General features: G+C 46.3%; 26 protein-coding genes and 1 riboswitch. Of the genes, 12 read left to right on the top strand and 14 right to left on the bottom strand.

Features of this window, described 5'->3' with window-relative positions; all coding sequences use genetic code 11:
* The first annotated feature begins 314 nt into the window (after window positions 1-314).
* From ACSFXN_RS03285 to ACSFXN_RS03255, 7 genes are all read left to right on the top strand, one after another.
* Entirely contained in the window at window positions 315-1,421 is a 1,107-nt protein-coding gene (locus ACSFXN_RS03285; protein ID WP_437148763.1) for an ABC transporter ATP-binding protein, read from the top strand.
* Window positions 1,422-1,480: 59 nt separating this feature from the next.
* A riboswitch (TPP riboswitch) is annotated at window positions 1,481-1,584 on the top strand.
* Between the two features lie 151 nt (window positions 1,585-1,735).
* Window positions 1,736-2,419 carry a thiaminase II gene (gene tenA / locus ACSFXN_RS03280; protein WP_437148762.1) on the top strand — a complete coding sequence of 228 codons (684 nt, stop codon included), beginning with the start codon at window positions 1,736-1,738 and terminating at the stop codon, window positions 2,417-2,419.
* A 1-nt stretch (window position 2,420) separates the two neighbouring features.
* Window positions 2,421-3,209 carry a hydroxyethylthiazole kinase gene (gene thiM, locus ACSFXN_RS03275; RefSeq protein ID WP_437148761.1) on the top strand — a complete coding sequence of 263 codons (789 nt, stop codon included), beginning with the start codon at window positions 2,421-2,423 and terminating at the stop codon, window positions 3,207-3,209.
* Window positions 3,206-4,045, top strand: coding sequence for a bifunctional hydroxymethylpyrimidine kinase/phosphomethylpyrimidine kinase (thiD, locus tag ACSFXN_RS03270; protein WP_437148760.1), 840 nt, complete (start codon window positions 3,206-3,208; stop codon window positions 4,043-4,045). The genes thiM and thiD overlap by 4 nt, the downstream gene beginning before the upstream one ends.
* Complete coding sequence (thiE, locus tag ACSFXN_RS03265; RefSeq protein WP_437148759.1) at window positions 4,026-4,682, top strand: thiamine phosphate synthase; 657 nt, start codon at window positions 4,026-4,028, stop codon at window positions 4,680-4,682. The genes thiD and thiE overlap by 20 nt, the downstream gene beginning before the upstream one ends.
* Window positions 4,679-5,167, top strand: a complete 489-nt coding sequence (thiW, locus tag ACSFXN_RS03260) for an energy coupling factor transporter S component ThiW (RefSeq protein ID WP_437148758.1) — start codon at window positions 4,679-4,681, stop codon at window positions 5,165-5,167. Before thiE ends, thiW begins: the two co-directional genes overlap by 4 nt.
* A 91-nt stretch (window positions 5,168-5,258) precedes the next feature.
* Entirely contained in the window at window positions 5,259-6,065 is an 807-nt protein-coding gene (locus ACSFXN_RS03255) for a YkuS family protein (protein ID WP_437148757.1), read from the top strand.
* Window positions 6,066-6,229: 164 nt separating this feature from the next.
* On the opposite strand, the gene ACSFXN_RS03250 is transcribed toward ACSFXN_RS03255, so the two are convergent.
* Both ACSFXN_RS03250 and ACSFXN_RS03245 read right to left on the bottom strand, forming a co-directional pair.
* Window positions 6,230-7,171 carry a nuclease-related domain-containing protein gene (locus ACSFXN_RS03250; protein WP_437148756.1) on the bottom strand — a complete coding sequence of 314 codons (942 nt, stop codon included), beginning with the start codon at window positions 7,169-7,171 and terminating at the stop codon, window positions 6,230-6,232.
* A gap of 204 nt (window positions 7,172-7,375) precedes the next feature.
* Window positions 7,376-8,653 (bottom strand): MFS transporter, encoded by a 1,278-nt coding sequence (locus ACSFXN_RS03245; protein WP_437148755.1) that lies wholly within the window; start codon window positions 8,651-8,653, stop codon window positions 7,376-7,378.
* Between the two features lie 253 nt (window positions 8,654-8,906).
* Here ACSFXN_RS03245 and ACSFXN_RS03240 point away from each other — a divergent pair, with 253 nt between their 5' ends.
* On the top strand, window positions 8,907-9,662 hold the full coding sequence (locus ACSFXN_RS03240) for an exodeoxyribonuclease III (protein WP_437148754.1): 756 nt from the start codon (window positions 8,907-8,909) through the stop codon (window positions 9,660-9,662).
* A gap of 57 nt (window positions 9,663-9,719) precedes the next feature.
* Here ACSFXN_RS03240 and ACSFXN_RS03235 read toward each other — a convergent pair whose 3' ends face one another.
* Window positions 9,720-10,430: an alanyl-tRNA editing protein gene (locus ACSFXN_RS03235; protein WP_437148753.1), complete on the bottom strand. Its 711-nt coding sequence runs from the start codon at window positions 10,428-10,430 to the stop codon at window positions 9,720-9,722.
* 238 nt (window positions 10,431-10,668) lie between these two features.
* Between ACSFXN_RS03235 and ilvA the strand changes: the two genes are divergently transcribed.
* On the top strand, window positions 10,669-11,643 hold the full coding sequence (ilvA, locus tag ACSFXN_RS03230; RefSeq protein WP_437148752.1) for a threonine ammonia-lyase: 975 nt from the start codon (window positions 10,669-10,671) through the stop codon (window positions 11,641-11,643).
* Window positions 11,644-11,729: 86 nt separating this feature from the next.
* On the opposite strand, the gene ACSFXN_RS03225 is transcribed toward ilvA, so the two are convergent.
* Window positions 11,730-12,917, bottom strand: a complete 1,188-nt coding sequence (locus ACSFXN_RS03225; RefSeq protein WP_437148751.1) for a CDP-glycerol glycerophosphotransferase family protein — start codon at window positions 12,915-12,917, stop codon at window positions 11,730-11,732.
* Window positions 12,918-13,093: 176 nt separating this feature from the next.
* Here ACSFXN_RS03225 and ACSFXN_RS03220 point away from each other — a divergent pair, with 176 nt between their 5' ends.
* A complete protein-coding gene (locus tag ACSFXN_RS03220) occupies window positions 13,094-14,710 on the top strand; it encodes a catalase (RefSeq protein ID WP_437148750.1) in 1,617 nt (538 codons plus the stop codon).
* A gap of 864 nt (window positions 14,711-15,574) precedes the next feature.
* On the opposite strand, the gene ACSFXN_RS03215 is transcribed toward ACSFXN_RS03220, so the two are convergent.
* The 10 genes from ACSFXN_RS03215 to ACSFXN_RS03170 all read right to left on the bottom strand — a co-directional run bounded on the left by ACSFXN_RS03215 (window position 15,575) and on the right by ACSFXN_RS03170 (window position 23,595).
* Window positions 15,575-16,276 carry a P-II family nitrogen regulator gene (locus tag ACSFXN_RS03215; protein WP_437148749.1) on the bottom strand — a complete coding sequence of 234 codons (702 nt, stop codon included), beginning with the start codon at window positions 16,274-16,276 and terminating at the stop codon, window positions 15,575-15,577.
* Window positions 16,260-17,003: a DUF1538 domain-containing protein gene (locus ACSFXN_RS03210; RefSeq protein WP_437148748.1), complete on the bottom strand. Its 744-nt coding sequence runs from the start codon at window positions 17,001-17,003 to the stop codon at window positions 16,260-16,262. Before ACSFXN_RS03210 ends, ACSFXN_RS03215 begins: the two co-directional genes overlap by 17 nt.
* On the bottom strand, window positions 17,000-17,695 hold the full coding sequence (locus ACSFXN_RS03205) for a DUF1538 domain-containing protein (RefSeq protein WP_437148747.1): 696 nt from the start codon (window positions 17,693-17,695) through the stop codon (window positions 17,000-17,002). Before ACSFXN_RS03205 ends, ACSFXN_RS03210 begins: the two co-directional genes overlap by 4 nt.
* 111 nt (window positions 17,696-17,806) lie before the next feature.
* Window positions 17,807-18,169 (bottom strand): Na+/H+ antiporter subunit G, encoded by a 363-nt coding sequence (locus ACSFXN_RS03200; RefSeq protein ID WP_437148746.1) that lies wholly within the window; start codon window positions 18,167-18,169, stop codon window positions 17,807-17,809.
* A complete protein-coding gene (locus tag ACSFXN_RS03195) occupies window positions 18,147-18,431 on the bottom strand; it encodes a Na(+)/H(+) antiporter subunit F1 (protein ID WP_437148745.1) in 285 nt (94 codons plus the stop codon). The genes ACSFXN_RS03200 and ACSFXN_RS03195 overlap by 23 nt, the downstream gene beginning before the upstream one ends.
* Entirely contained in the window at window positions 18,428-18,913 is a 486-nt protein-coding gene (locus ACSFXN_RS03190) for a Na+/H+ antiporter subunit E (protein ID WP_300990427.1), read from the bottom strand. The genes ACSFXN_RS03195 and ACSFXN_RS03190 overlap by 4 nt, the downstream gene beginning before the upstream one ends.
* Window positions 18,914-18,962: 49 nt before the next feature.
* Window positions 18,963-20,450, bottom strand: a complete 1,488-nt coding sequence (locus ACSFXN_RS03185) for a Na+/H+ antiporter subunit D (RefSeq protein WP_437148744.1) — start codon at window positions 20,448-20,450, stop codon at window positions 18,963-18,965.
* The gene (locus tag ACSFXN_RS03180) at window positions 20,443-20,781 is read right to left on the bottom strand and encodes a Na(+)/H(+) antiporter subunit C (protein WP_300990425.1); all 339 of its coding nucleotides are present in this window, start codon (window positions 20,779-20,781) and stop codon (window positions 20,443-20,445) included. Before ACSFXN_RS03180 ends, ACSFXN_RS03185 begins: the two co-directional genes overlap by 8 nt.
* A 2-nt stretch (window positions 20,782-20,783) precedes the next feature.
* A complete protein-coding gene (locus tag ACSFXN_RS03175; RefSeq protein WP_437148743.1) occupies window positions 20,784-21,206 on the bottom strand; it encodes a Na(+)/H(+) antiporter subunit B in 423 nt (140 codons plus the stop codon).
* Window positions 21,196-23,595, bottom strand: a complete 2,400-nt coding sequence (locus ACSFXN_RS03170; protein WP_437148742.1) for a Na+/H+ antiporter subunit A — start codon at window positions 23,593-23,595, stop codon at window positions 21,196-21,198. Before ACSFXN_RS03170 ends, ACSFXN_RS03175 begins: the two co-directional genes overlap by 11 nt.
* Window positions 23,596-23,908: 313 nt before the next feature.
* On the opposite strand from ACSFXN_RS03170, the gene ACSFXN_RS03165 reads away from it, so the two are divergent.
* Both ACSFXN_RS03165 and ACSFXN_RS03160 read left to right on the top strand, forming a co-directional pair.
* A complete protein-coding gene (locus ACSFXN_RS03165; RefSeq protein ID WP_300990422.1) occupies window positions 23,909-24,598 on the top strand; it encodes a universal stress protein in 690 nt (229 codons plus the stop codon).
* A 70-nt stretch (window positions 24,599-24,668) separates the two neighbouring features.
* A complete protein-coding gene (locus ACSFXN_RS03160) occupies window positions 24,669-25,310 on the top strand; it encodes a pentapeptide repeat-containing protein (RefSeq protein WP_437148741.1) in 642 nt (213 codons plus the stop codon).
* Window positions 25,311-25,447 lie beyond the last annotated feature (137 nt).

Below are 25,447 nucleotides of genomic sequence, written 5' to 3'. Positions count from 1 at the left end.
TATGGTATAAATGAATGCGAAAATATCTTCGACAGTCGAAGTAAAATACCCGAATTCGCCTGAATTTCATCAGAATCGGGCCTGTTTCTCTGTAAAAGAGTAGAACAAAATATTCCAGCTTCTCTTGTCTAGTAGAAGTATATAACAACTTCTCCTTCTTTTCAAAGCGTAATCAAAATATACTGACAATGGGTATTTTTGCCGAGTTTAAGCGCTAAATGAACTGGGTATGGCTCTACTAATTTGTGGTTTCAATTTGTAATATACAGAAAACTGTTTATAATTAAGAGTAAAAAAGAATGGGGAGAGGCATAATGGCAGAAATTCTGATTAATAATTTAGGGAAAACCTATGACAATGGTGCTACCGCCGTAACCGATTTTAACCTTCACATAAAAAACGAAGAATTTATTGTCTTTGTCGGTCCCTCAGGCTGCGGAAAATCCACCACTCTGCGAATGATTGCGGGACTTGAAGAGATAACAGATGGTGAATTTTTCATCGACGGCAAACGGATGAATGACGTCCAGCCGAAAGAACGGGATATTGCAATGGTGTTTCAGAACTATGCTTTATATCCCCATATGACGGTATATGAAAACATGGCGTTCGGACTAAAGCTGCGCAAATTTAAAAAAGATGAAATCAAAAGACGGGTAAACGAAGCCGCTGCTATTCTTGGCCTGGAAGAATACCTGGACCGGAAACCGAAAGCGCTGTCAGGCGGCCAGCGCCAGCGGGTTGCTCTTGGGCGGGCGATTGTACGCGACGCCAAAGTATTCCTGATGGATGAGCCTTTATCCAACTTGGATGCGAAATTGCGTGTCCAGATGCGCGCTGAAATAGCAAAACTCCATCACCGCTTGAAAACGACAACCATTTACGTAACGCACGACCAGACAGAAGCGATGACGATGGCTACGCGGATTGTCATCATGAAAAGCGGCCTCATCCAGCAGGTCGGCAGCCCGAAAGAAGTGTATGACTTCCCGGCAAACCGCTTTGTCGGCGGATTTATCGGTTCGCCTGCGATGAACTTTTTTGACGGCAAATTAGAAAAAGGCGCTTTCGTCATGGGAGACCGGATTATCGACATTCCATCAGAAACTTTGAGCATGCTGAAGAGCCAGGGCTATGACGGTTCACCGATTACGCTTGGCATCCGTCCTGAACATATCCACGTTAACAGTGAAGATCTGACTGGCATCAAACACAGCGACATCGACGCGGTCATCACCGTTTCAGAGCTGACGGGTGCTGAAACGATTATTTATGCTGTATACGGCGACCAGGAGTTTATTGCCCGAGTGGATGCCAATACAACGATTGAGCCGGGGCACACTGCACGTCTCGCGTTTGATATGTCGCGTGTCCATTTCTTTGACCCGACAAGCGGGGAACGCGTAAAACCTGAAAAATAAGAAAAACCGGTTGCGGTTTCCTGAATCTGTGTTAAAGTGATTTTGACAACTTGAATATTAAACACCACTAGGGGAGCCGGATATCGGCTGAGACGAGCATAAGCTCGGACCCTTTGAACCTGATCTGGATCATACCAGCGGAGGGAAGTGGCGGAACGCATGCTATTTCCTTTTTGATTGCATACGCCGCTTTCCTTTACTGGAAAGCGGCGTTTTTTATTTGTCGAACAAAAGTGGAAGTGCTGGTTCAGATTTGGTTCCACAAGGATGAGAGGCACTGAAACTCGGATCACCATTAAAAAGGAGATGGAGAAATGACGTTTTGTAAAGAAGTGCGTTTTGAATGCAATGATTTGTGGCAGGCAAGTTTTGATCATCCGTTTGTAAAAGGGATTGCCGATGGCACGCTGCCGCTGGATAAATTCCGGGATTACGTTATGCAGGATGCCTACTACCTGTCCCATTTCGCCAAAGTCCAGGCGATTGGAGCAGTAAAAGCCACCGATCTGGAGACCACAAAACGCTTCGCTTTTCATTCGGAACATACATGTGCTGCCGAGTTGGCTTTGCACGAGTCGTTTATGGAACTGCTTGGCGTCACGGAAGATGATTGGGCGGATTTTGAACCTTCACCGAGCGCCTATGCTTACGTCTCTCATATGTACCGCGCGTCTGAAGGCGATTTGGCGGATGTCGTGGCCTCGATTCTGCCTTGTTACTGGCTGTATTGCGAAATCGGGGAGCGGCTGAAAAGCGCTGTACCCAATCATCCGATTTATGACCGCTGGATCGGCACATACGGTTCGGAAGAATTTAGCGCTTTGGTTAAAGAGCAGATGGAGCGGATGGATCAGCTTGCAGAAGGATTGCCGGAAAAACGCCGCACGGAACTGAAAGACCGTTTCCGCCGCAGCAGTTATTACGAATGGAATTTCTGGGAACAGGCATGGGTGCGGGAATCGTGGACAGTCAAAATATATGATCAGGCAGGTGTTTAACATGCTGGAAAAACTGCGTTCAGAAAAACCGATCATCCATTGCATCACCAATCACGTTGTGTCGAATTTCCAGTCCAATGGGCTGCTTGCACTCGGTGCCTCTCCCATCATGGGCGAAGCGCCGGAAGAAGCTGCCGAGCTGGCTGCTTTGGCGGATGCCGTGTCGCTCAATATCGGAACATTGAACAGCCAGAGCCTGAACAGCATGCTGATTGCCGGGAAAAAGGCCAACGAGCTGGGAGTGCCGGTCGTGTTGGACCCGGTCGGAGTGGGGGCAACGGCGTTTCGGGCAGCTGCCGTCAATAAAATTCTGGCGGAAGTGGACGTCGCGGTTCTGCGCTGCAATGCCGGTGAACTCGCGGCTATTGCTGGAGCCGACTGGCAGGCTAAAGGAGTCGATGCCGGCGAAGGCGAAGCGGATATCCATGAACTGGCCCGGAATACAGCGAAGAGATTGAAATTGATTGTTGCGGTATCCGGGGAACTGGATATTATCACTGATGGAAAACGGCTGGCTGAAATACCGTTCGGCCATAGGGTCATGGCTTCTGTCACGGGAACCGGCTGCTTGCTCAGCAGCGTCGTGGCGGCGTTTCTCACAGTGCATCCAGAAGACAGCTTTGAAGCGGCGGCAGCATCCATGCGCTATTATGCCATCGTTGGTGAACAGGCAAGCGAGCATTCAGAACTTCCGGGGGATTTCCAAACCGCTTTCTTAAATCAATTAAATGCCATGGGACAAAATGATATTGACGGTGTAATCCGTCAAAAGGAAGGTGTGCCACGATGATTCCACAAGTACTGACCATTGCCGGCTCTGATTCTGGAGGAGGGGCGGGCATCCAGGCCGATATTAAGACGTTTCAGGAACTCGGGGTTTATTCGACATCAGTGGTTACTGCGGTGACTGCCCAGAATACACTTGGCGTTTCGGAGATTTATCCGATGGCGCCGGAGGCTGTGAAGGCACAGCTGATTGCGGTAGGTGAGGACTTTGATATCGCTGCACTGAAAACAGGCATGCTGTTTGATGCGGAAATCATTGGAGAGACGGCATCTGGCATTCGCCAGTTCGGCTGGAAAAACGTCGTGGTGGATCCGGTGATGATCGCCAAAGGAGGAGCAAGTCTTCTGCAGCAGGCAGCGGTTGAAGCCTTAAAAGAGCATTTACTGCCGCTGGCGCTCGTTGTAACGCCGAATATCCCGGAAGCGGAAGTGATCAGCGGCATGGAGGTTGAAGATACAGTTTCGCGGCGGCAAGCGGCAGCAAAGATTTTGTCATTTGGCGCTGATTCCGTCGTCATTAAAGGGGGCCACGGCACAGATCCCCATATGGCGGAAGACTTTTATCTGAATCAAAACGGGGAAGAACTTCTTTTCCGTTCCCCTCGAATTTCTACGGCCCAAACGCATGGAACCGGCTGCACATTTGCGGCCGCTTTGACAGCGGGATTGGCAAAAGGCCAGTCGCTGTACGAGGCCATTTACACCGCAAAGCAATTTATCCAGGCTGCTCTCAGTGAAGAGCTTCACATCGGTGCCGGGCATGGACCGACCAACCATGCGGCTTATCAAAACATTCAGCGCCGGAAGGGAGGCGTCCATCATGTCGAAGTTGTTCGATAAACCTTCAATCTATTTCATCATGGGAACGCAAAATACAGCCGGCCGCGAACCGCTGATGGTTTTGGAACAGGCACTGGCAGGAGGAATCAATCATTTTCAATTGAGGGAAAAAGGATCGGGCGCACTCACGGGAGATGCGTTGATGAAATTTGCGATTGAATGCAAATGGCTCTGTCGCCAGTATGACGTGCCGTTTATCGTGAATGACCACATAGAACTTGCACAGGCGATTGATGCGGATGGAATCCATGTCGGGCAGCAAGATGCGGCAGCAACTAAGGTCCGCCGCATAATGGGGGCGGATAAAATCCTTGGGGTATCGGTGCATTCATTGACAGAAGCCAAGAACGCCATAGACAGCGGTGCCGACTATGTAGGAATGGGACCGGTCTTTAATACGCAAACAAAAGAGGATGCCAAAAGCCCGGCAGGAGTATCCGGCATCGCAGCAGTGAAAAAGCTGCATCCGGAACTTCCGGTAATCGGAATCGGAGGCATCACTCCGGACAATGCGGCACAAGTCTGGTCGGCGGGAGCTGACGGAGTGGCAGTGATTTCTTCAATTGCCCAAGCTGAAAATATCGCCTCGCAAGTCATTCGCTTTAAAACCAATTTAAAGGCAGGTGCCGGAAAATGAAAACCCGCAAAATGATGCTGATCGCCATGTTCGTCGCCCTGTGTGTTGCCGGTTCAGCATTCGTTTCTTTTCCTGTCGGCATTGCGCGCGCCTACCCAATCCAGCATGCGATCAATGTGATTGCAGCGGTGCTGCTCGGTCCGGGTCCGGCATTGTTGATAGCGTTTCTAACAGCGATTGTCCGGATATTGACAGGGACCGGGTCATTGCTGGCTTTTCCTGGAGGCATGTTTGGCGCGCTGGTTGCCGGGCTGATGTATGCAAAATTCGGGAAGATATGGCTTGCAGCCATAGGGGAAATAATCGGCACAGGCATCATCGCTTCATTTGTGGCAGTGCCTTATGCTCATATTTTAATGGGCACTGACCTGGCCGCGTTCTTCTTTTTGCCGCCATTTTTGGTCTCCAGTTTATCTGGCGCCTTACTGGGAGCAGTGATTGCCAGGAAATTGGAGAAAGAAAAAAGAATATTACAAATACATTAAAAATATTTCATTCCCAAGTTGGCGTTTATTGTAGGTCAAAGTAGGGGAAATAAGTACATAAACACAATTTGAAAAGGGAGTGGACAAGAATATGGTGAAAATTGCAGTAGAAGAACCGTTTACATCCGTAAAAGACGCACTTGAAAAAAGAGGCTATGAAGCTGAAATGCTGGATGACAAAACAGAATCGATGGACTATGACTGTGTAGTGGTCAGAGACAAAGAGGATTTAGCTGATTTTCACATGAATGTCCCTCTAGTCGAAGCAAAAGGCCGAACATTAGAAGAGATTGTAGAAGAAGTGGAAGAACGTTTGGTTCGAAGCGGCAAGATTCCTGCTCCGGCCCCGAGCGGCGGAATTACCAGCAGCTCATTCATTAAAGGTGCCGCAACAGGCGCAATCGTCGGCGCAGCTGCAGGACTTCTACTGACTCCGAAGAGCGGTAAAGAAATGCAGGCAGTGGTTAAAGAAAAAACTTCCGGCACGAAAGAAAAACTTGGCGGCGTAACTGAAAAAGCAAAAGGCACATTAGGCCAAGTAAAAGAAAAGACCAGCGGCGTGACTGAAAAAGCCAAAGGAACAGTTGGCCAGGTAAAGGAAAAAACCAGTGGCACAGTAGATAATTTAAAAGCAAAACGCCAAGAGATGCAGGAAAGCAAAGAACTGAAAAAGCAGGAAAAAGCAGTAAAGCAAGAAGCAAAAGCTGAAGAAAAAGCGCAAAAAGAGCATGAAAAAGCTGAAAAACAAGCTGAAAAAGAAATGAAAAAAGCTGAAAAAGAAGCAGCTCAAGATAAAGGCTCTATTGAAGTCGTGGAATTGGGCGAAGCGGATGTTATTACAAACGCATCCGGTGGAGCAACAGTTGTTTCCAAAGAGACGGATAAGAGCAATAAATAAGAAGTTAAAAGCCAGACAGCCGTTATCCAACGGCCGTCTGGCTTTTTCATGGAGAGATTTTGAAAATATGCCCAACTTACAGCGGTTTATGCCCAACTCAGACATGGTTATGCCCAACTTTCAATGGTTTATGCCCAACTTCAACCAGACTATGCCCAACTCGCCTAAAATACGTAGTTTGTCCCTTTTAAGTGCCCTTGTTTTATTAGATTCATCTCCGTTAACAGCCTTGTCGTCAAACGGCGGTCTTCTATCTGCAAAAATTCCCGGCAAATCTTATTTGTCATCGGTTTCCCCGTCAACTGATGCCAATCCTTGATGCTCTGGATATGGGCATTCTTGTCAGATTCACCGCAACTTGGACAATGCCAGGTGCCGTATTTCCTTTTCATGCCGATCCGGTCGCATGCGGCGCACCAGACGCCTCGGATCATCGCCTGAATCGGATAAGCGGGATTGGAACAGATGGGTTTTGGAACATAGTAAGAATGAGCAGCCAGAATTTCATTTGCCAGCCCGGTCATTTCAATAAAATCTAAAATTTCTTTTTCACTTTTGATTTTATTAAGAAACATCGGAAGCTGATGGGAAAAGAGGACGGTATGGGTAGCAGGGACATTTTCAGGGATTTGTTTTGGGTAGGAGAGCACGAGAACGGAGCGCAGAGGCAAATGAACGCCTGAAGCACGAAGCCATTCTTCGAGCAGCCACTCGTTGGTGTCGATTTGCTCGATGGGGCTTTTGCGCCCGATAATGGTGCCGTCTTCTTTGGTTTGGATGAGCTGCAATGGCGATTGTTCGAAACGAAGGCGCCCCGACATGTTCTTGACTTCAAACACATAAATGCACCAAGGGGTAATCATCAAGGAATCCAGTTGAAAAGGCAGTAAAGATTTTAAAGAGACATTGTGCAGAAAAATATGAGGGAACGGCAATCGGCTGGCGGCCACGTAATCATCGAAGCGCTGTTCACCGCCAATTCCGGCGGAGTCGTTGTAAAAATCCTCTTTTACTTCTTTGTATAAAGCATGAGTCCTTGGCAGCCGCCGGAGCAGCACTTCAAGCCGCTCCCTTTCGAGCGACGTCCCTCTCGGTTTCAGTATCAAAGCCATTCCTCCATTTTTTAAGTAAAACCATAGCACGCGAGATGCCGTCTAGCTATACTTCTTCCTATAATAAATATTTAAAGCCGCCTGAAGCGGCGAATATGGAATTTGAAAGATACGAATTTACTTTATGCCCAACTCCAGCTCAAATATGCCCAACCAACAAAAAAGCTGACCCGGCAACCGCCGGATCAGCTTTCTTAATTATTCAGGAGCTACTTCGTCGACTGGAGCATGTGGCACCGGTTCAGGAACCCGCGACAAGATGATGAGGCCGATGACGAACAAGATGACGAGGCTGAAAACCCCCATGCTCGAATTCCCCGTCACTTGGGAAGTCACGGCTACAAGGAGCGGCCCCAGAATAGCGGCGAATTTGCCGAAGATATTGTAGAACCCGAAAAATTCGTTGGAGTTTTCTTTTGGCACCAGCTTGCCAAAATACGACCGGCTGAGCGCCTGGATGCCGCCTTGGCTGGTGGCGACCAGCATCGCCAGAATCCAGAAATCGACGATGGTTTCCAAAAAGAATGCATAAATACAGACGACGATGTACACGCAGATACCGACATACAGCATTTTTTTGCCGGTGAACCGTTCAGACAAGCGGCCGTATAAAATGGCAAAAGGTGCGGCCACTACTTGAGTGGCGAATAAAACAATCAGCAGACTGGTTGATGACAGTCCCAGATCCGTTCCGTAGGCCGTGGACATCGAAATGATGGTGCCGACACCGTCAATATAGAAAAAGTAAGCCAATAAAAACAAGAACAGCGCACGGTACTGGCGAATTTCACGGATTGTTTTACTCAAGCGCTTGAAGCTTTGTGAAACAGGGTTCGGTTCTTTCTCGATAAAATAGCGCTGGCGGACATTGCGGAACAGCGGAATCGAGAACGATACCCACCAAAGGGCCGTAATCAAAAATGCGATGCGGCTCGCGTTAATGGTGGAAATGGGTAGCACGCCATTGCTTGCCAGCAGAATAATGGCAATCGCCAGGATGAACGGGATTGTCGACCCGATATAACCGAGGCCATATCCAAATGCGGAAACGTTGTTCATCCGTTTTTCCGTCGTCACATCGACGATAAAAGCATCGTAAAAGACATTCGCGCCGGTAGCACCAAGAGCCGCAAAGGTAAAGCATACCAATAGCATCAGCCAATTATCGCTCGGAACAAAAGCCAGCATCGCCGTTGAAATGGTGCCAAGCAGGAAGAATGAGGTGAAAAACTTGCGTTTCATGCCTTCATAATCGGCAAGCGTTCCCAAAATAGGGCCGATCAACGCCAGAATAAAGGTGAAAATGGCGATGGTGTATCCCAGATAAGCGGTGGAATCAGACAAACTGACACCGGCTTCAGTCGCCGCATTTTTATAATACAGTGGAAAAACAGCCGTCGTGATGATGATGGAATAGGCGGAGCTTCCCCAGTCATAAAATGCCCAGCTTTTCTCTTCTTTCGTGAATTTTTTCATGTCTCTATCCCCTTAAGCGCCATATAAATTCATTGTACAAGAAGACCGGAAAAAATGATGCTGTATTTTTAAAATTCACTGAAAGTTTACATAATTTTATTAGAGATGGCAATAAAGTGAAACTGTATTTTCTCCAGCCGCCAAGCAGGCTGTCGACTTTTATGGATTTTGATTACGGAACAGACCGCTCTGTTTGAGCAGAACCGGATTTTCAAGTAGACTGAAGCTATCAGATAGAAAGTAGGGACAGGTTTTGAAGCTTATCTCATGGAACGTCAACGGCTTGCGGGCCGTTATGAAAAAAGGGTTTATGGAATTTTTTGCAGCCGTGGATGCAGATGTGTTTTGCCTCCAGGAAATAAAACTGCAGGAAGGCCAGATTGAAATGGATCTTCCGGGTTATCATACCTATTGGAATTATGCGCATAAAAAAGGGTATTCCGGTACAGCAATTTTTACGAAAAAAGAGCCGCTGTCTGTTCAGTACGGGCTGGGGATCGAAGAGCATGATACGGAAGGGCGCCTCATCACATTGGAATACGAAACGCATTTCGTGGTGACGGTTTACACACCGAATTCCCAGCATGGGCTGCTGCGCCTCGGTTACCGCCTGCTTTGGGAAGAGGCGCTGCTTTCCTATATAAAAGACCTGGATCAGCAAAAGCCGGTTATTTTATGCGGGGACTTGAATGTAGCCCATCAGGAAATCGATTTGAAAAACCCGAAATCGAATTTAAAAAATTCCGGGTTTACACCAGAAGAACGAGGCAAAATGACACAGTTTTTGAACAGCGGTTTTGTCGACACGTTCCGCCATTTTTATCCGGAACAGACTGGCAGTTATTCCTGGTGGTCGTACCGGTCAAACTGCCGGGAGAAAAATATTGGATGGCGCATTGATTACTTCATTGCGTCCCGGACACTGGCTTCTAAACTGGCGGATGCGAAAATCCATTCAGGTATCTGGGGCTCTGATCATTGTCCGGTTGAATTAACGCTCCATATATAACCCGGAAAAATCAAAAGCAAGCTCTCACGTTAAGTGAGGGCTTGCTTTATTTGTGCTTTAAATGACATGCACTTCAAGGCGTGTAATGCCTTTGCCTTTGTTTTTCGTTTTATCCAGCACGAATTGGCCGACGCTCCCGGTTTCATTGACGTGGGTGCCGCCGCAGGCCTGCTCGTCGATGTCCCCGATTTTGACAAGGCGGATGTCTTTCACCGATCCGGGAATCAAATTGACGATGGTCTTGATCATGCCTGAGATGTTTTCCGCTTCTTCCCGCGGTACGGTCCGGACGGTCACTTTATGATTTCGTGCAAGTTCTTCGTTGGCCTTGGCAATCAGCGCATCAAGCTCTTCGCTGCTGAGGTCAGTGATGCCTGTCAGGTCGATTCGGGCTTTATCCGGATAAATTTGGTTGCCGGTGCAAAGGGAATCGTGCTGTTGATGGAAAACGGCAGAAATCACATGCAGCAAAGTGTGGTGCTTCATCAGATTCTCTCGGCGTTCCCAGTCAACTGTCGCTGTCACCGGCCCCAAAACCAGTTTTTCCGGAGTGTTGACATAATGATAGATTTCCTTGCCTTCTTTTTTAACCTTCGTTACTTGGACTTTCTGTCCGTTTTGGATCAATATACCGCTATCCGCTTCCTGGCCGCCGCCTCCTGGATAGAAAACAGTCTGGTTCAAAGCCACTTTGTCTCCATCGATTGAAGTTATTTCAGCCTCGCATGTTTTCAAATAGCTGTCTTCCAAGAACAATTCTTTAGTCATCATATCCACCCTTTATTTAAAGACTGATTTGATTGATTTAATGAATGCGAATGATCTGCCTTCTTTTTTAAACATTAAAGCCACTATATCATAAAAATATTGAATTGAATGAAAGTTTTGACATAGAATGAAACCAGGCAAAATAAACAATAGTTGAAGGAGCAAAATTTAAATTAGCTGCTTTTCCGCTGGAAAGTGAAATGAAGGCAGAAACCTTAAACCAGAAGGGAGTTCTCTCATGTACGTCACATTGCAGCAAATCCATCAAGCACAAGCAAATCTGGCAGGAGTGATTGTCCCGACTCCGTTGCAGGAGAGCCGTACGTTTTCTAAACTCACCGGAAACGACGTTTACTTGAAAACTGAAAATCTCCAAAAAACCGGATCTTTTAAAATCCGAGGCGCCTACAATAAAATCGCCAATCTGACCGAACAGGAAAAGGAAAATGGCATCGTCGCATTTTCTGCAGGAAATCATGGTGCAGGAACAGCTTATGCTGCGCAGCAGCTTGGCATAAGCGCTACAGTAGTCATGCCGACAAATCCGGTGGCGAGCAAAAAGAATGCCATCATACAGTACGGAGCCGAGGCCATTGAATACGGCACCACGTCGATTGATATGTATGAAAAAGCGCTCGAACTACATCGTGTAGAAGGGCGGACGATGATTCATCCATTCGAAGATCCTTATGTGATTGCCGGGCAAGGGACGATTGGGCTGGAGATTTTGCATGACTTGCCTGAAACGGAAGCCGTGATTGTGCCGGTCAGCGGCGGCGGATTGATTTCCGGGGTGGCTGCAGCTTTAAAGGAAATCAAACCGACGCTGAAAGTAATCGGTGTGAATACGGAAGGTGCAATGGCGATGTACATGTCTTTGCAGCACGGAAAGCCGATAGAAGTAGAGAAAGTGGAAACGATTGCAGACGGGTTAATGGCGAAAAAACCAGGAGACCTGACGTTCGCGCATACGCAGCGCTATGTTGATGATTTGGTGCTGGTTTCGGAAGAAGCAATCGCTAATTGTGTAGCGTTTATGGCAGAGCGGACAAAACTGGTTGTAGAGCCATCGGGTGCCGCTGCAATGGCAGCCATGCTGAGAGGAAATATAAAGTTGAAAGGGAAAAAAGCAGTCGTTATGGTCAGCGGCGGGAATATCAGCTTTGAGTTGTACCAATCGCTGATTCAGCAGTATAACGAAAAAAACTATTGAGACCGAAATGGCTTAGATACGAATACCGCATTGAAACAAAAGCACCCGCCCAAAATTATTTTTGGGCAGGTGCTTTTTCAAAGCGATTAAACCCCCAGCACTTTTTCAGCGAGGCGTTTGCAATTCTGGTGGTCGTAATAATCAATGTATTGGGTGGCTTTCGGATACCAGTCATTTGTTGTGATGTTTTCTTCAACAATCTTCTTCAAGTAAACATACACTTCTTCGACGGTATCGGCTTTATAGCCGTACAAGTCCGTTTCGAGGCTGAGATAAGTGCCGCGTTTTTCCAGGTACTCTTCCCGGTCGAACATATTGAAAATGATGGGTTTATTCAAATAGAGAAAATCCCATGACACGCTGGTAATATCTGTCAGCAGCATGTCGTTTTCTTCAATTGCCCGTGTAATGGACGGGTTGGTTGAAGAAAGAAATTCGATGCCGCTTTTCGGATCGGCCAGCCCGGTAAAATGTTTTTTAAATTTCTTCATAAATGGATGGAGGGTAATCTGCATCGTCATATCGTTTCGGATAATCAATTCACGGATTCCAGGATGGCTGATCAAGCCGATTGTATTGAGGAAATAAGCGCTTTCGACGAATTCCTCCTCGCTCAAGTCAAACAGCCATTCCCGCCAAGTCATCATCATCAGGATTTTCTTGACTTTTTTGACCGGCTTATTCTCCGCATAGCGGTCAAAACGAGGCAATCCAGTAATGATCAATTTATGTTCTGGAATTTTCCATTCTTTCAGTTTCAACTCTTTTTCATATTCAGAAGCACAGTTGAAATAATTGGTCCGTTTCAGCAAGGGTACGTCTTCTTTTTGAATCAGGATTTTTTTGAAGCCTTCAATGCCATGGCTGACATGGGTAATGATCGTTTTTCGGTTGAGGAATAAAAACTTGTCAACAGAAGGGGCGATGTCATACATCAATGAATGCCCGTGGAACGTGTAATCCGCTTTAAAAAAAAGAAGATAGTTGCGGAAGCTGCCAAGCGGCACAGCATTCGGGATGCTGCCATCTTTTGCATAGGAAGTCTTCGGATCATACATCCAGTATGCGGTTACCTGATCCCGGTGGTTATTGACCAGGTAAGCGTGGAAAACAGCAGCGTTGTCTTCATATTTCTCGCCGAGATTGCCTCCGATCAGCGCAATTTTTTTATGTTCTTTTTTAAAAGAGAAGACGGAAACCAAAAAAGCGGCAGTTACTTTCAAAAACACTTTTAACGGGTCCAGTTTCCCTTTTTCTTTCAATGTTACACTCATTCCAAGCCCTGCTTTCTCTATATAGTCCTTCTTCAAGTTTTTCACATTCTTCCGGTTTTGTCCATCTGGAAAAAATAGACTAAAGATTCTCTTTGTTTATGGAAGGTGAAAGATGTTTAATTATTTGGAAAATGGGAACAGTAAAGGGTGATAGACTATTGTGAAGGAGGATATTCATGACTGGAAAAAATGAAGACTTCAAAAACAAAATGGGGACAGGCGAAAGCGAAGAAACGCTGACGACCCGCCAAGGGCATCCGGTAAAAGACAACCAGAATCTACGGACGGTTGGTAACCGCGGGCCAGCAACTTTGGAAAACTACCATTTCATTGAAAAAATTTCACATTTCGACCGTGAAGAAATTCCTGAACGAATTGTTCATGCACGCGGCGCTGGTGCATTTGGATATTTTGAAACTTATGGCAAAGTCGGCAACGAGCCGGTAGAAAAGTTTACGCGTGCGAAAGTATTTTCAGGAGCTGGCAAACAGACACCACTTCTGGCACGCTTCTCGACAGTTGCAGGCTCAAGGCATTCTCCTGAAACTGCACGTGATCCGCGCGGTTTTGCAATTAAAATGTATACGGAAGACGGAAACTGGGATTTAGTAGGGAACAACCTTAAAATCTTCTTTATCCGTGATGCGATGAAATTTCCAGACATGATCCATGCATTTAAAAACGACCCGGTATCAAATGTGCCGGATCCGCAGCGTATGTTCGACTTTGTTGCCCGCAGTCCGGAAGCGACCCATATGATTACGTTCTTGTTCTCACCATGGGGCATCCCGGCAACGTATCGCCATATGCAAGGATCTGGCGTAAACACGTATAAATGGGTAAACAATAAAGGCGAAGCAGTTCTCGTCAAATACCACTGGGAGCCAAAACAGGGCATCCGCAACTTGACGCAGGCAGAAGCCAATGAAATCCAGGCAGAAAACGTTGGGCATGCTACACAGGACTTGTTTGAATCAATCGAACGCGGAGACTATCCGGAATGGGAATTATTCGTTCAGATGATGAGCGATGATGAGCATCCGGAGCTTGATTTCGATCCATTGGATAATACAAAACTATGGCCGCAGGACAAATTCCCATTCCTTCCTGTCGGAAAAATGGTGTTGAACCGCAACCCGGAAAACTACCATGCAGAAATTGAACAGGCCGCATTCGGTACTGGGGTTCTTGTGGATGGGCTCGACTTTTCAGACGACAAGATGCTCCAAGGGCGTACGTTCTCGTATTCCGATACGCAGCGTTACCGTGTAGGGGCTAACTATTTGCAGCTGCCGGTCAACGCACCGAAAAAACGTGTAGCGACAAACCAGTACGGCGGTATGATGGATCGCCCATCTGAACACGTGCCGAATCCGCATATCAATTACGAGCCATCTGTTCTCGGCGGCGTGAAGGAAGCCGAGAAAGTCGCACCGCCTCATGAACCGGCATATAATAATGCCAAAGTGGTGAGCCAGCCGATTGACCGTACCAATAATTATGGCCAGGCGGGAGAAACTTACCGCAGCTTTGAAGATTGGGAACGCGAAGAGCTGATCAACAACTTGGGAGATGCATTATCTGCTTGTGATCCAAGAATCCAGGAAGAAATGATCTACCACTTCACACAGGCGGATGAAGATTATGGCCGCCGTGTCCGAGAAAACATGGAACAGAAGATTAAAGCGAATGAAGAAATGAAAGACAGCGATCCTAAAGTATACGGCAAGCCTGCTGCCAACAAAGTGGCGCAAGGTGCTGCTGCAAAAGGACATGAAGCTGGACCATATTGATAAAACCCGGAATGCCGGCAAGCTGAACAAGCTTGCCGGTATTTTTTATTGTCTAGAATTTCAAGGCATCCCGAAATATATTATTTTCTTGAAACGCGTTAGCTCATTCATCCGTTACCTTAATGAATAAAGAAAATTTTTGAATTTACGTAAACAGAAATAAAAGAAGTGCAGGAATTGAAAGATTCCTGCACTTCTCCAGCTTGTTGAGAAAGGTAAAACTTGTATTGGTGATCATCCCTTAACCGATATTCCGCCAACCAGCTGCGAAGACATTGGCCGAGGGTTGTGAGGCCATGTCTTTGCGACGAAGCGCACAGCGCTGCAGGAGCATAAGTTTTCAACCGCGGGCGAGCGCCAAGCCGCTTCGTCGCTTACGCTCCTGCAGGGTCTCGGCTGTCTCGCTATCCCGCAGGCGTCTCCGCTGGTTGGCTCCATATCTGGAGAGCAGGTACAAACATTCGAGAGCTTTCCGAATCATCTCTCTATTCCAGAGAATCTCTAAAGGTGACAAAAGAGAGCTGAAGGCAGCGGAAGGCGGCGAAGGGCAAAGATGTGCTCCTGCAGCGCCAGGCGCTTCGTCGCAAAGGCACCACCCAACTATGGTTGGCTGATGCCTTTCCTGCGGGAATAGGGCGAGTCCTGAGACCCCGCAGGGAATGAATGGGGCAAAAGCAGTTTGCCCCGTTCATTTGCGACGAAGCTAGCGCAGCGATGCAGGAGCACACGGGTTTCGCCAGCGAGCGAGGAGGCTTAGGCCGCCCCTCGCGAAAAGCGTCCGCCCTGGAGCGAAATGAAAAAAGAGAATAAGAGTTTCTCGACAGCCTGAAGAAGTGCAGGAATTGAAAGATTCCAGCACTTCTTTTACGTATTATGCCGATTTAAAGAAGAATGGTTGACGCCGAATACTTTTTCCACATCAATCAAAAAAGCGATGCCTCTGCCGGGAGCGTAAAGATCGATGGCATCTTCAATGCTTTGGATAACGGCATCCGTATAGCTTTCAGGAATCAGTGTCAGGACAATATCTTTCTCCGGATCAATCGTGAAATTCATAAACTTCTTCTGTTCATTGACACCTGTGCCTCTGCCGGTCAGGATAGTGCCGCCTTCAGCTCCAGCTTTTGCAGCGGCTGCGACCACTTTTTCCGAATCGCCGCTGTTTACAATCGTAACAATCAATTGGAATTGTTCAGAAATTGATTTCATAGGCCGCTCACCTTTCTTGGGTTTAACGTAATTTATCCGATTCGACAGATGCCGAACACCCAGCAGTTTACTCAAATGGACTGTGAATCCAAGGCCATGACCTGGAATCCCTAATTTTCCAGCTCGGGAGACAGCGTCAGCGACGGCATCTTCAAGACTGCCATCAATAGCAATAAGCACGACATCTTTTTCATGCGTAGCGGGCAAGCCGAAAAAAGTCGGTTTCTCATTTCGGCCAATTCCTTCCGCATAAAGAATGGTGGCTCCATCCGCCCCCGCTTTTTTAGCTTCCGCGATGACCGCTCTCGAATGACCGCGTTTTACAATGGCTATCATCAATCTATGATTCAGATTCATCGTTTTCAGCCCCACCTTTTCTTGTGAAAATCAGCCCCAGTATAAGCACTGCCAGAATGGGAGTCAGTGCTACTAATGCGATAAGGCCAAAACCGTCAGCTAGCGGGTCACGCCCGGCCGTAGCAGAGGCTACCCCGACAGCCATTGCGGAAATGAAGGTAACAGTCATCGGGCCTGTGGAAACGCCTCCCGAATCGAACGCTATAGCAATAAAGATGGCTCTCGAATAAAAGGTCAAAATAAAGGCAAGCAAATAACCAGGGATAATGAAGTACCAAAGCGAAATCCCAAAAAGGATCCGGAACATGGATAACGCCACCGAAATTCCTACACCTGTAGAGACGGTATACAGCATTAATTTTGCAGAAATGTATCCTCCTGTTACCCGGTCGACTTCGTCATTCATGATGCTGACAGCAGGTTCTGCAAAAGTAGCGACAAACCCGAGAATAAAACCGATCGGGATCATGATCCACGGGAAAGACATTTCTCCAAACGTTTCGCCCATCATTTGCCCGATTGGAAAAAAACCGACATGGACTCCCTGCAGGAAAAAAGCCAATCCTAAAAATGTTAAAACAAAGCCAAGTAGTATTTGAAATACCCGTTGCCTGGGCAATTTAAGCATGAAAACCTGGAACAAAGCAAAGAAGATAAACAAGGGGATGAGCGCAACACCGACTTCGCGGAGGATATCCAAAAAACCGTCAAACACATGAATGTTCATTGGAATAACACCCCTAAAAGCATAATGGCCAGGATGGGGCCAATAGAAGCAAGGCCGATTAAACCGAAACCTTCACTGGAATCAGCGGTTGGGGAACGCAGCACGGAAGCCACCCCGACGCCAAGAGCCAGTATGAAAGGTACAGCCATTGGACCTGTAGTAACGCCTCCGGCATCGAAAGAAATCGATACAAAATCTTCAGGGACGAATATGGATAAGGTGAAGACCAATGCATAGCCGCCAATCAGCATATAGTGGATGGGAATACTGAAGATTGTACGGACCATTGCGGCGGCAACGAAAATGGCTAATCCAAGAGCGACGGCCATTACCAATATGCCCGAGCTGATTTCTCCGCCGGAAACTTGGTCGATTTGTTTAGCGAGCACCCGGACATCCGGTTCCGCTATTGTTACCGCTAAACCGAGAAGGAATCCGGTTCCGATGATGAGCCAGGATTTTTTGGTCTGGGGCAGCCGTTTGCCGATCAATTCGCCAACGGGTAACAGCCCTGCGGTAACTCCTAATAGGAACAGAAAAAATCCAATGCTGACAAAAGCAACGCCGACTAAAAACTGGAGCAGGGCTTCGAGGGGAAGGCGCATCAACGTCACTTGGAGGATAATGACTACGGTTGTAACAGGCAAGATAGCAGCGGCAACTTCTTTGAAAGTATCTTTGATGTTTTCCATCTCCAAACTCCTTCAACCGCTTTTTTCCTGCTATTCCCTTTGCATTTTTAACATAAACCTGACAATAAAAAAGGTGACAGAAAATTTAAATAATTTCCCGTCACCTTTTGATTAATCTTGCTCTTTTTTATGAATAACCTCTTTTAATGCATCTTCGGTAGAAATATCAGCAAGCTTTACATTGGAGCGGTAAGCGGCCCGCGTGATCAAATGGCCTGAAACAGGCGCTGTTAAGAACACGAAAGAGATTCCGAGTAAAAGCCGGACGCTGATAAAGTTTTCCGTAGCCCAAAAATAGATGAAAGTGCCGCTTAAGGACAATAGAACCGCGAGCGTAGAACTTTTAGTGGCGGCATGTGAACGCGTATAGACATCAGGCAAGCGAAGGATACCGAAAGCACTGATAACTGCCATAATGGAGCCGAGTAAAATGAGAATAACACCTGCCCATTCAATAATCTCTCTTATGCTCAACGATATCCCCCCTCTCAACAAAGCGGGCAAAGGCAATCGTACTGATAAAAGCCAGAATACCGACAATCAAAATTACTTCCAGATACGCGTGAGTGCTGAGCACTACTGAAAATACAGCAACTCCTGAAATAAGGTTCACGCCAATCATATCAAGTGCGACGACGCGGTCCGGCATCGAGGGGCCTCTGATAATGCGGTAAAGAGCCAGAAGAATGGCCAGGCAGAATAGGGACAAGGAAATAGTTAGTATTATATTGATCATCCTCTTGTCACCTCCATGATTGCTTTTTCGAAAACCTTTATAGAACGCAGCAAGGTATCTCTTGACTCTTCAACATCCATTGCATGGATGTAAAAAACTTTTCCGTCCGGTGATACTTCCATGACCACAGAGCCCGGAGTCAAGGTTAATAAAAGAGCAAGAGTCGTCAGCTCGTAAGGCCCTTGCATGCTATGTTCATAAGTGAAAATCCCGGGCTTGATATTGAGCCGGGGGCTCAGAATTTGTTTGATGATCAGCAAGCTGGATTGAGCCAGCTCTGAAATGAAAATAAATAGCAATCTAATGGTGGAATAAATTCTCAGCAAATAAAACTTGGTGCCGAAAAAACGGTGCATCATGAACAAGATACCGATACCGATCAAGTAACCGCCAATGAAAGTGGATAAGTAAAAGGCATCTTCGTCCATCAGCAAGGTCCAAAGAAGTGCAATCATTATATTTATCAGGAATTGGGCGGGCATCAGCTAACATTCCTTTCTTCGCTGCCGTTTATGAGCAGTTTATAAAGATTCATGGCTGGGCACCTTCCAGTACCGCATCAATGTAAATATCAGGATTCAATAAAGTTTCCGCCGCATCTGTGACGTAAACAGAAAGCCCTTCCGTTCCGACGCCGATGGCGATAGTGAGGAGCACAAGCAGCAGACAAGGAACCAGGAAACGGTTGTTCAATGGCACTTGATCTTCCTTGCTGATGATGGTTTCTCCCCAGAAACTGTTTTTAAAGATGCGGAGCAGTGAATACAGCACGAATAAGCTTGACAGCAATGACAATGTTAAAAGCATATAAGCTCCGCTTTCAATAGCTCCTTCTGATATAAGAACTTTTCCGATAAACCCGCTGAGAGGCGGAACTCCTGCCAGCGAAAGCATGGTGATAAAGAATGACCAGCCGAGCAGGGGATAGTTCTTCATCAACCCGCTCATTTTGTTAAGCTGAGCGGTGCCCGTAAGTGTTATCACTGTTCCAACTACCAGGAAGAGCAGAGCTTTTGCGACCATATCATGGATTAGATAGTAAATCGCTCCTTCTATGGCATTCGGCGTAGAAACAGCAAGACCGACAAGGATAAAGCCGACAGCAATGACGACATTGTATGCAGCGATCTTGCGGATATCATTATGGGCCACAGCGCCCAGGCTTCCGCCGATCAGTGTTAAGGCAGCCATGACACTGATGATGGTATGAGTGATTTCGGGCTGTTGATTGAATATCAATGAAAATACCCGGAATAGGGCATAGATTCCGACTTTCGTCAGCAAGGCCCCAAAAAGAGCGGAAGTTACCGCAGGAGGTGTGCTGTAGGAGCCTGGCAGCCAATAATACAGCAGCAAGCCAGCTTTTAGACTGAAAACGATCATGAAGACGATGCTGATTGTCGTAAGAAGCGGCCCTTGCCCGGCTTCAGCTACACGGACAGAAAGGTGGGCCATATTCAATGTTCCAACAGCTCCGTATAAATAGGCTAGGCCCACTAAAAAGAACCAGGAAGAAACAATATTGATGACAACATACTTAATGGCTTCACGAAGCTGTCTTTTCGAGCCGCCGAGCGTCAACAGAACATAGGATGACAGCAGCATTACTTCAAAACAAACGAATAAATTGAACAAGTCGCCGGTCAAAAAAGATCCATTTACTCCGGCGACCAAAAACAGCACGGAAGGGTAATAATACATCGACTGCAGGAGCTTGCCAGTAGAGAATAAGGCATACATCAAGCAGATGAGCGCTACAATACTAGTGGTCAGCACCAGCAAAAGAGAAAACGAATCGGCGACAAATGAAATGCCGAAAGGCGGCGCCCAGCCGCCAAAATCGAGCCGCTGGATTCCTTCATGCTGGACTTTTTCCAAAAGATAAAAGGCGATTCCAGCTGTCAGAGCCATGGTAGCGATGCTGAACCAGGCTTGTGTCCTTCCGAAATAACGCAGGAAAATCAATAAAATTCCAACCATAATCGGAATTAAAACTGGAAGCAATATAATATTATTCATCGTTTACACCTCTCATTTCATTTAGGTCATCTGTGCCAAGTTCTTGATAAGCACGGTATGCCAAAACAAGAATGAAAGCTGTAACAGCAAAACTGATGACAATGGCTGTCAAAATCAATGCCTGCGGCAATGCATCAACATAGCTCTCCGCCTCTTCGCCAAGCAGTGGAACAGTGCCTTCTTTTAAACCGCCCATCGTAAGAATCAGCAAATGCACAGCATGCGACAAAATAGCAGTTCCGAGGATGACGCGAATCAAGCTTTTAGCCAATAATAAGTAGATGGCCACTGATGTGAGAACACCAACCAACAATATGATTATAGTTTCCATCGCTACTCATCCTCACTTATACTTGTAATAATATTTACGACTACCCCGATTACCGTCAGAGCTACTCCGGTTTCAAAAATTGTCACTGTAGCCAATTCAGTTTTGCCGAAAATCGGAAGATCAAAATAGCCGAATGACTGGCTCATGAAAGGCTGCCCGAAAAACATAGGAACTGTGCTGCTCGAGAAAGCCAGCAAAACGCCGATGGCCGATATTTTTTTGAAATCGAACGGGATGGCTTTGTTGACGGTATCCGAGTCAAATGTTAAAAACATCAGCACGAAAGCCGTAGCCAGAACCAAACCGCCGATAAATCCTCCACCTGGCTGATTATGGCCAGATAAGAAAAGGTAGACGCCGAATGTTAATATGATCAGCACGCCGGCTTGAGAAACCGTTTTTAAAATCACGTCGTTAATCTTCATTTTTTCGTGTCTCCTTTCCGCCTTTTATCCGGATTAACGTATAGACTCCAAGGCCGGCTATGAAAAGGACAAGCGATTCAAGCATGGTATCAAAGCCGCGGAAATCTCCTAAAATAGCGTTAACGATGTTTTTCCCGCCAGCCAGTTCATAGGAATCTTCGTAATAACCGGAAATGGATTCAAATAATTTGCCGGAGCGTACAGATAAAGCGATCAATGTTACAGTCGCCCCTCCGGCGACAGCGATCATCGCGTTTCTGATTTTAACGTTTCTCGAAGAATTTTCAGGTTTCCATTCCGGCAGGAAGTAAAAGCACAACAGGAACAATGCCGTCGTTACGGTTTCAATAACAAGCTGTGTCAAAGCCAAATCTGGCGCCCGGAATAAAACAAAGAAAATGGCGATGGAGTATCCGAGCACTCCGTTCAGCAACACTGAAGTCAAGCGGGATTTTGCGAACAAAATGCCCACAGCTGCAACTGCCATAACGATGACTAGGATAAGCTCATAACTTGGAATGGCTGCATCAGTTGAAAAGTCGAATGAAAATGCGCCTGTCAGGAACAATGTTCCTCCAGCAACCAAGATGAAAAAGCTGAAAATATAAGCGAAGTAATGAGGCAGGTAGCCCGTCATATATCTATTTGTCAGCAAGCTGGAGTTGTCTTCAACCGAATCCAGCAGTTTATTGTAAAGGACATTGAAGGTCCAATCCTCCGGCAAAATCGTATAGATCTTTTTCCAGTGGCGCAGGAATATAAAGAGAAGCGAGCCGGCAACGACGATGCCAATTGTCATCCAGAGTTCAGTATTAAAGCCGTGCCATGCTGTAATATGGGGCGCGGCGCCGGTTATGCCCGGCAATACGCCATTGAGTGCAGGGCGCAGCAAGTGGTCTCCTAATAAGTTCGGGAAAAAGAACAATCCGACAATCAATAAAGATAAAATAGCTGGTGGAATCAGCATGCCAATCGAAGGCTCCGCCGGTCTTTTGTCCAATTTTTCGGGTTTATGCTTGCCGAAGAATGTTTTAAAGACAATGATCATGCAATACACGAAAGTTAACGCGCTAGCAGTCCAGGCGATTACCGGAATAATCCATCCCCAGCTATCTGCAGAAAAAATGGGAAGGCTGACGGCATTGAGAGAAGCAGTGAAGAACATTTCCTTACTCAAGAACCCGTTGAATAATGGCAAGCCTGCCATTGAAAAACTTCCGATAACTGCGAAAGTGAAGGTAATTGGCAAAAACGCCATCAAACCGCCGAGACGGCGGATATCCCGTGTGCCGACCTGGTGATCCACAATTCCTACGACCATGAAAAGAGCACCTTTAAAAGTCGAGTGGTTGACCAAATGGAACAATGCGGCAAAAGATGCCAAGCCGTACAAAGCGCCTTCGTTCCCATCTCCGAAATGGATGGCTGCAGATCCCATGCCGAACAGGCTCATGATCAAACCGAGCTGGCTGACCGTAGAGTAGGCCAGCAGGGCTTTTAAATCTGTCTGTCGAACTGCGCAGAAAGAACCCCAGAATAATGTGACTAGACCAACCAGTGTAACCGTCCAGAACCAGGCAGAGGTGCCGCCGAATATTGGGGTAAAACGTGCAACCAGATAAATTCCGGCTTTTACCATAGTGGCGGAGTGCAGATAAGCACTAACGGGTGTTGGAGCTTCCATTGCATCCGGAAGCCAAATGTGGAAAGGAAATTGCGCAGATTTTGTGAATGCTCCCAGCAGTACCAGGAACATGGCAGGATAAAACAAGGCATGGTCTGAATATTGCCCAATTGTTGACACGATTTCACGGACGCTGAATGTGCCAGTCATCGTATGCAGCATCAAAAATCCGGCAAGCATCCCGAAGCCGCCGAAAACCGTGATCAATAACGACTTCTGTGCCCCGTAGCGTGAATTTTTCCGGTGGAACCAGAAAGCGATCAATAGGAATGAAGAAATGCTTGTCAGTTCCCAAAAAACATACAGAACCAATAAATTATCTGACAGCACAACGCCGAGCATTGCACCCATGAACAAGAGCAAGTAAGCATAGAAATGCGGCAATGAATCCGCTGGAGACAAATAATAGATGGAATAGAGAATGACAAGAGTTCCCATACCCGTAATCAGCAAAGCGAGAATCAGGCTGAGCCCGTCTAAATAGATGGTAAAATTGATACCCAGAGACGGAATCCAATTCAACGTTGCAGTTACAGTATCTCCCGAGGAAATAACCGGAATTTGCATGGCGAAAATCACAAACAGCACAAATGGTATCACCAAAACAAGCCAACCGATGTTCACTGGCCCAAGGCGCCTATGTATAAAAGGAATAAGAGCGGCAGCTAAAAATGGAACTAAAATTGCTAAAATCAATAAATGCACAGCAAGACCTCCTGAATCAGAATAGAAAAATATAAAAAGGGAATAACATAATATATAGAATAATGGCAATCTAGTACGGCGAAAAAAGATAAAAGCTCGATAAATCAAAGCATAAGCATATACATTAAATTATACAGTAAAAAAGGGTTGCTTTCATTTGTGAAGTCGGCTATGGTCTAAATTAAGCAATTCAAATCATAGAGCAAGCAACTATAGAAAGTCTCAATTCCTTGATTTTTACTGGAATCCGCAGTATAATTTCATAGTTTTGAGATAACGGCTTATGAATAACAATCCCTGGAGGGGTAATACAATGAAAAAAATTAGAGGTCGGATGGATGAAAGCATATTGGTTTGTGTATTCTACGGACCGAATGGTGAGCGCCTGATCAATCGAGGCAATAAACTCGCGAACATGCTGGATTGCCCCCTGTATATCTTGACAGTGGATGCACTTCCATTTGATGAGTTTGACGCGGAAAAATCTGCTTATGTCGAGCGCTGGAAAGAAATGGCTGAAGAATATGGAGCAGAGGAATTCATTATCCGTGATAATGAAAGACGCCCCTCGGCAAAAGTCATTGCGGAAGTGGCTCATGAGTTGAACATCACGCAGATTATTGTCGGTCAAACAGCAAGAAGCCGCTGGGAAGAAATCACAAAAGGTTCCTTTATGAACACGCTGTTGCGTGAAATCCCATTTGTCGATTTCCATGTCGTTTCAGTAGATCGCAGCATCAAAGGGGAAGACCATGAAGAATTTGAAAAAGGCGTTCGTTGTTATTTAGTGAGAGACGGAGAGACCTATAAAATCAATTTTTCACAAACGAAAGAATGCCAATACGAGGGAATCTTCTTTAAAGACATCGGGACAGATTTCAATAACGGGATTTTCAAATTTATGCATAACAATAAATTGTACCAAGTGGAAGTGACAGACGACCGTATTACTCAGCCAACAGTTGTCAGCTCATGCCTGGGCAAAGAATTAGTAAGTAAATAATAGATTTGTGCAATAACGGCTGCTTTTTAAAAAAAGCAGCCGTTTACTTGTATTAAGGGAGAAATGAATAATGAAAAAGACGAATCGGGCAGCACCGTCAATCTCGAAACAGCTGGAAACCCAGCCGTTCCTTTCGGCAGTCGATGATACTTACATCAGCAATTGCAAGATTGTGCAGGAAACTGTTGATTATGGGAGAGATGAGGCTCTGCACATCGATCAAGTGGTTTTTGAAAATGTGAATTTCTTAGAAGTGGTATGGCCGCGCAGCGAGTTTGTCGATGTGCTGTTTCTTAATTGTGATTTGTCGAATGCCGATTTCAGCCGCGCGGTTTTTCATCGGACTGAATTCCATGATTCGAAATTAGTCGGCACTAACTTTGCCGAAGCCGGAATCCGTCATACTCTGTTTAAAGAGTGTGTGCTCAATTATGCAACATTCGGCTTTTCCCTTTGCAATACGGCGCGCTTTGAAAATTCATCATTGCGCTATGCTGATTTTTACGAAGCGGAACTAAAAAATACGGAATTCTACAAATGCGATATGAACGATGCGAATTTTGTCGAAACTAGTTTAAAAGGCGTCGATTTAAGCAGCAATTCGTTCGAGACCATCCAAGTGACGACAGAAAAACTGGCAGGCTGCCAAGTATCAACCGAACAGGCACTGGCATTTGCGAGGCAGATGGGGCTTGTGGTTAAAGAAGGATGATATATAGATAGAAAGAAAAAAGGCCCGGAAGCAGTTTGCTTCCGGGCCTTCAGATTTTTCATTATGGTTTAATTGATCAAGTGCTTCCGCTTTTCGTTGTTGTCTAGCTGCGGCGGCCAGATTCTCGGGTCATAAGC

This window comes from Planococcus sp. 1R117A, assembly GCF_051417975.1.
Classification (GTDB): domain Bacteria; phylum Bacillota; class Bacilli; order Bacillales_A; family Planococcaceae; genus Planococcus; species Planococcus shenhongbingii.
The sequence above is the reverse complement of the archived record's forward strand: the minus strand, read 5'-3'. Positions and strand labels throughout refer to the sequence as shown.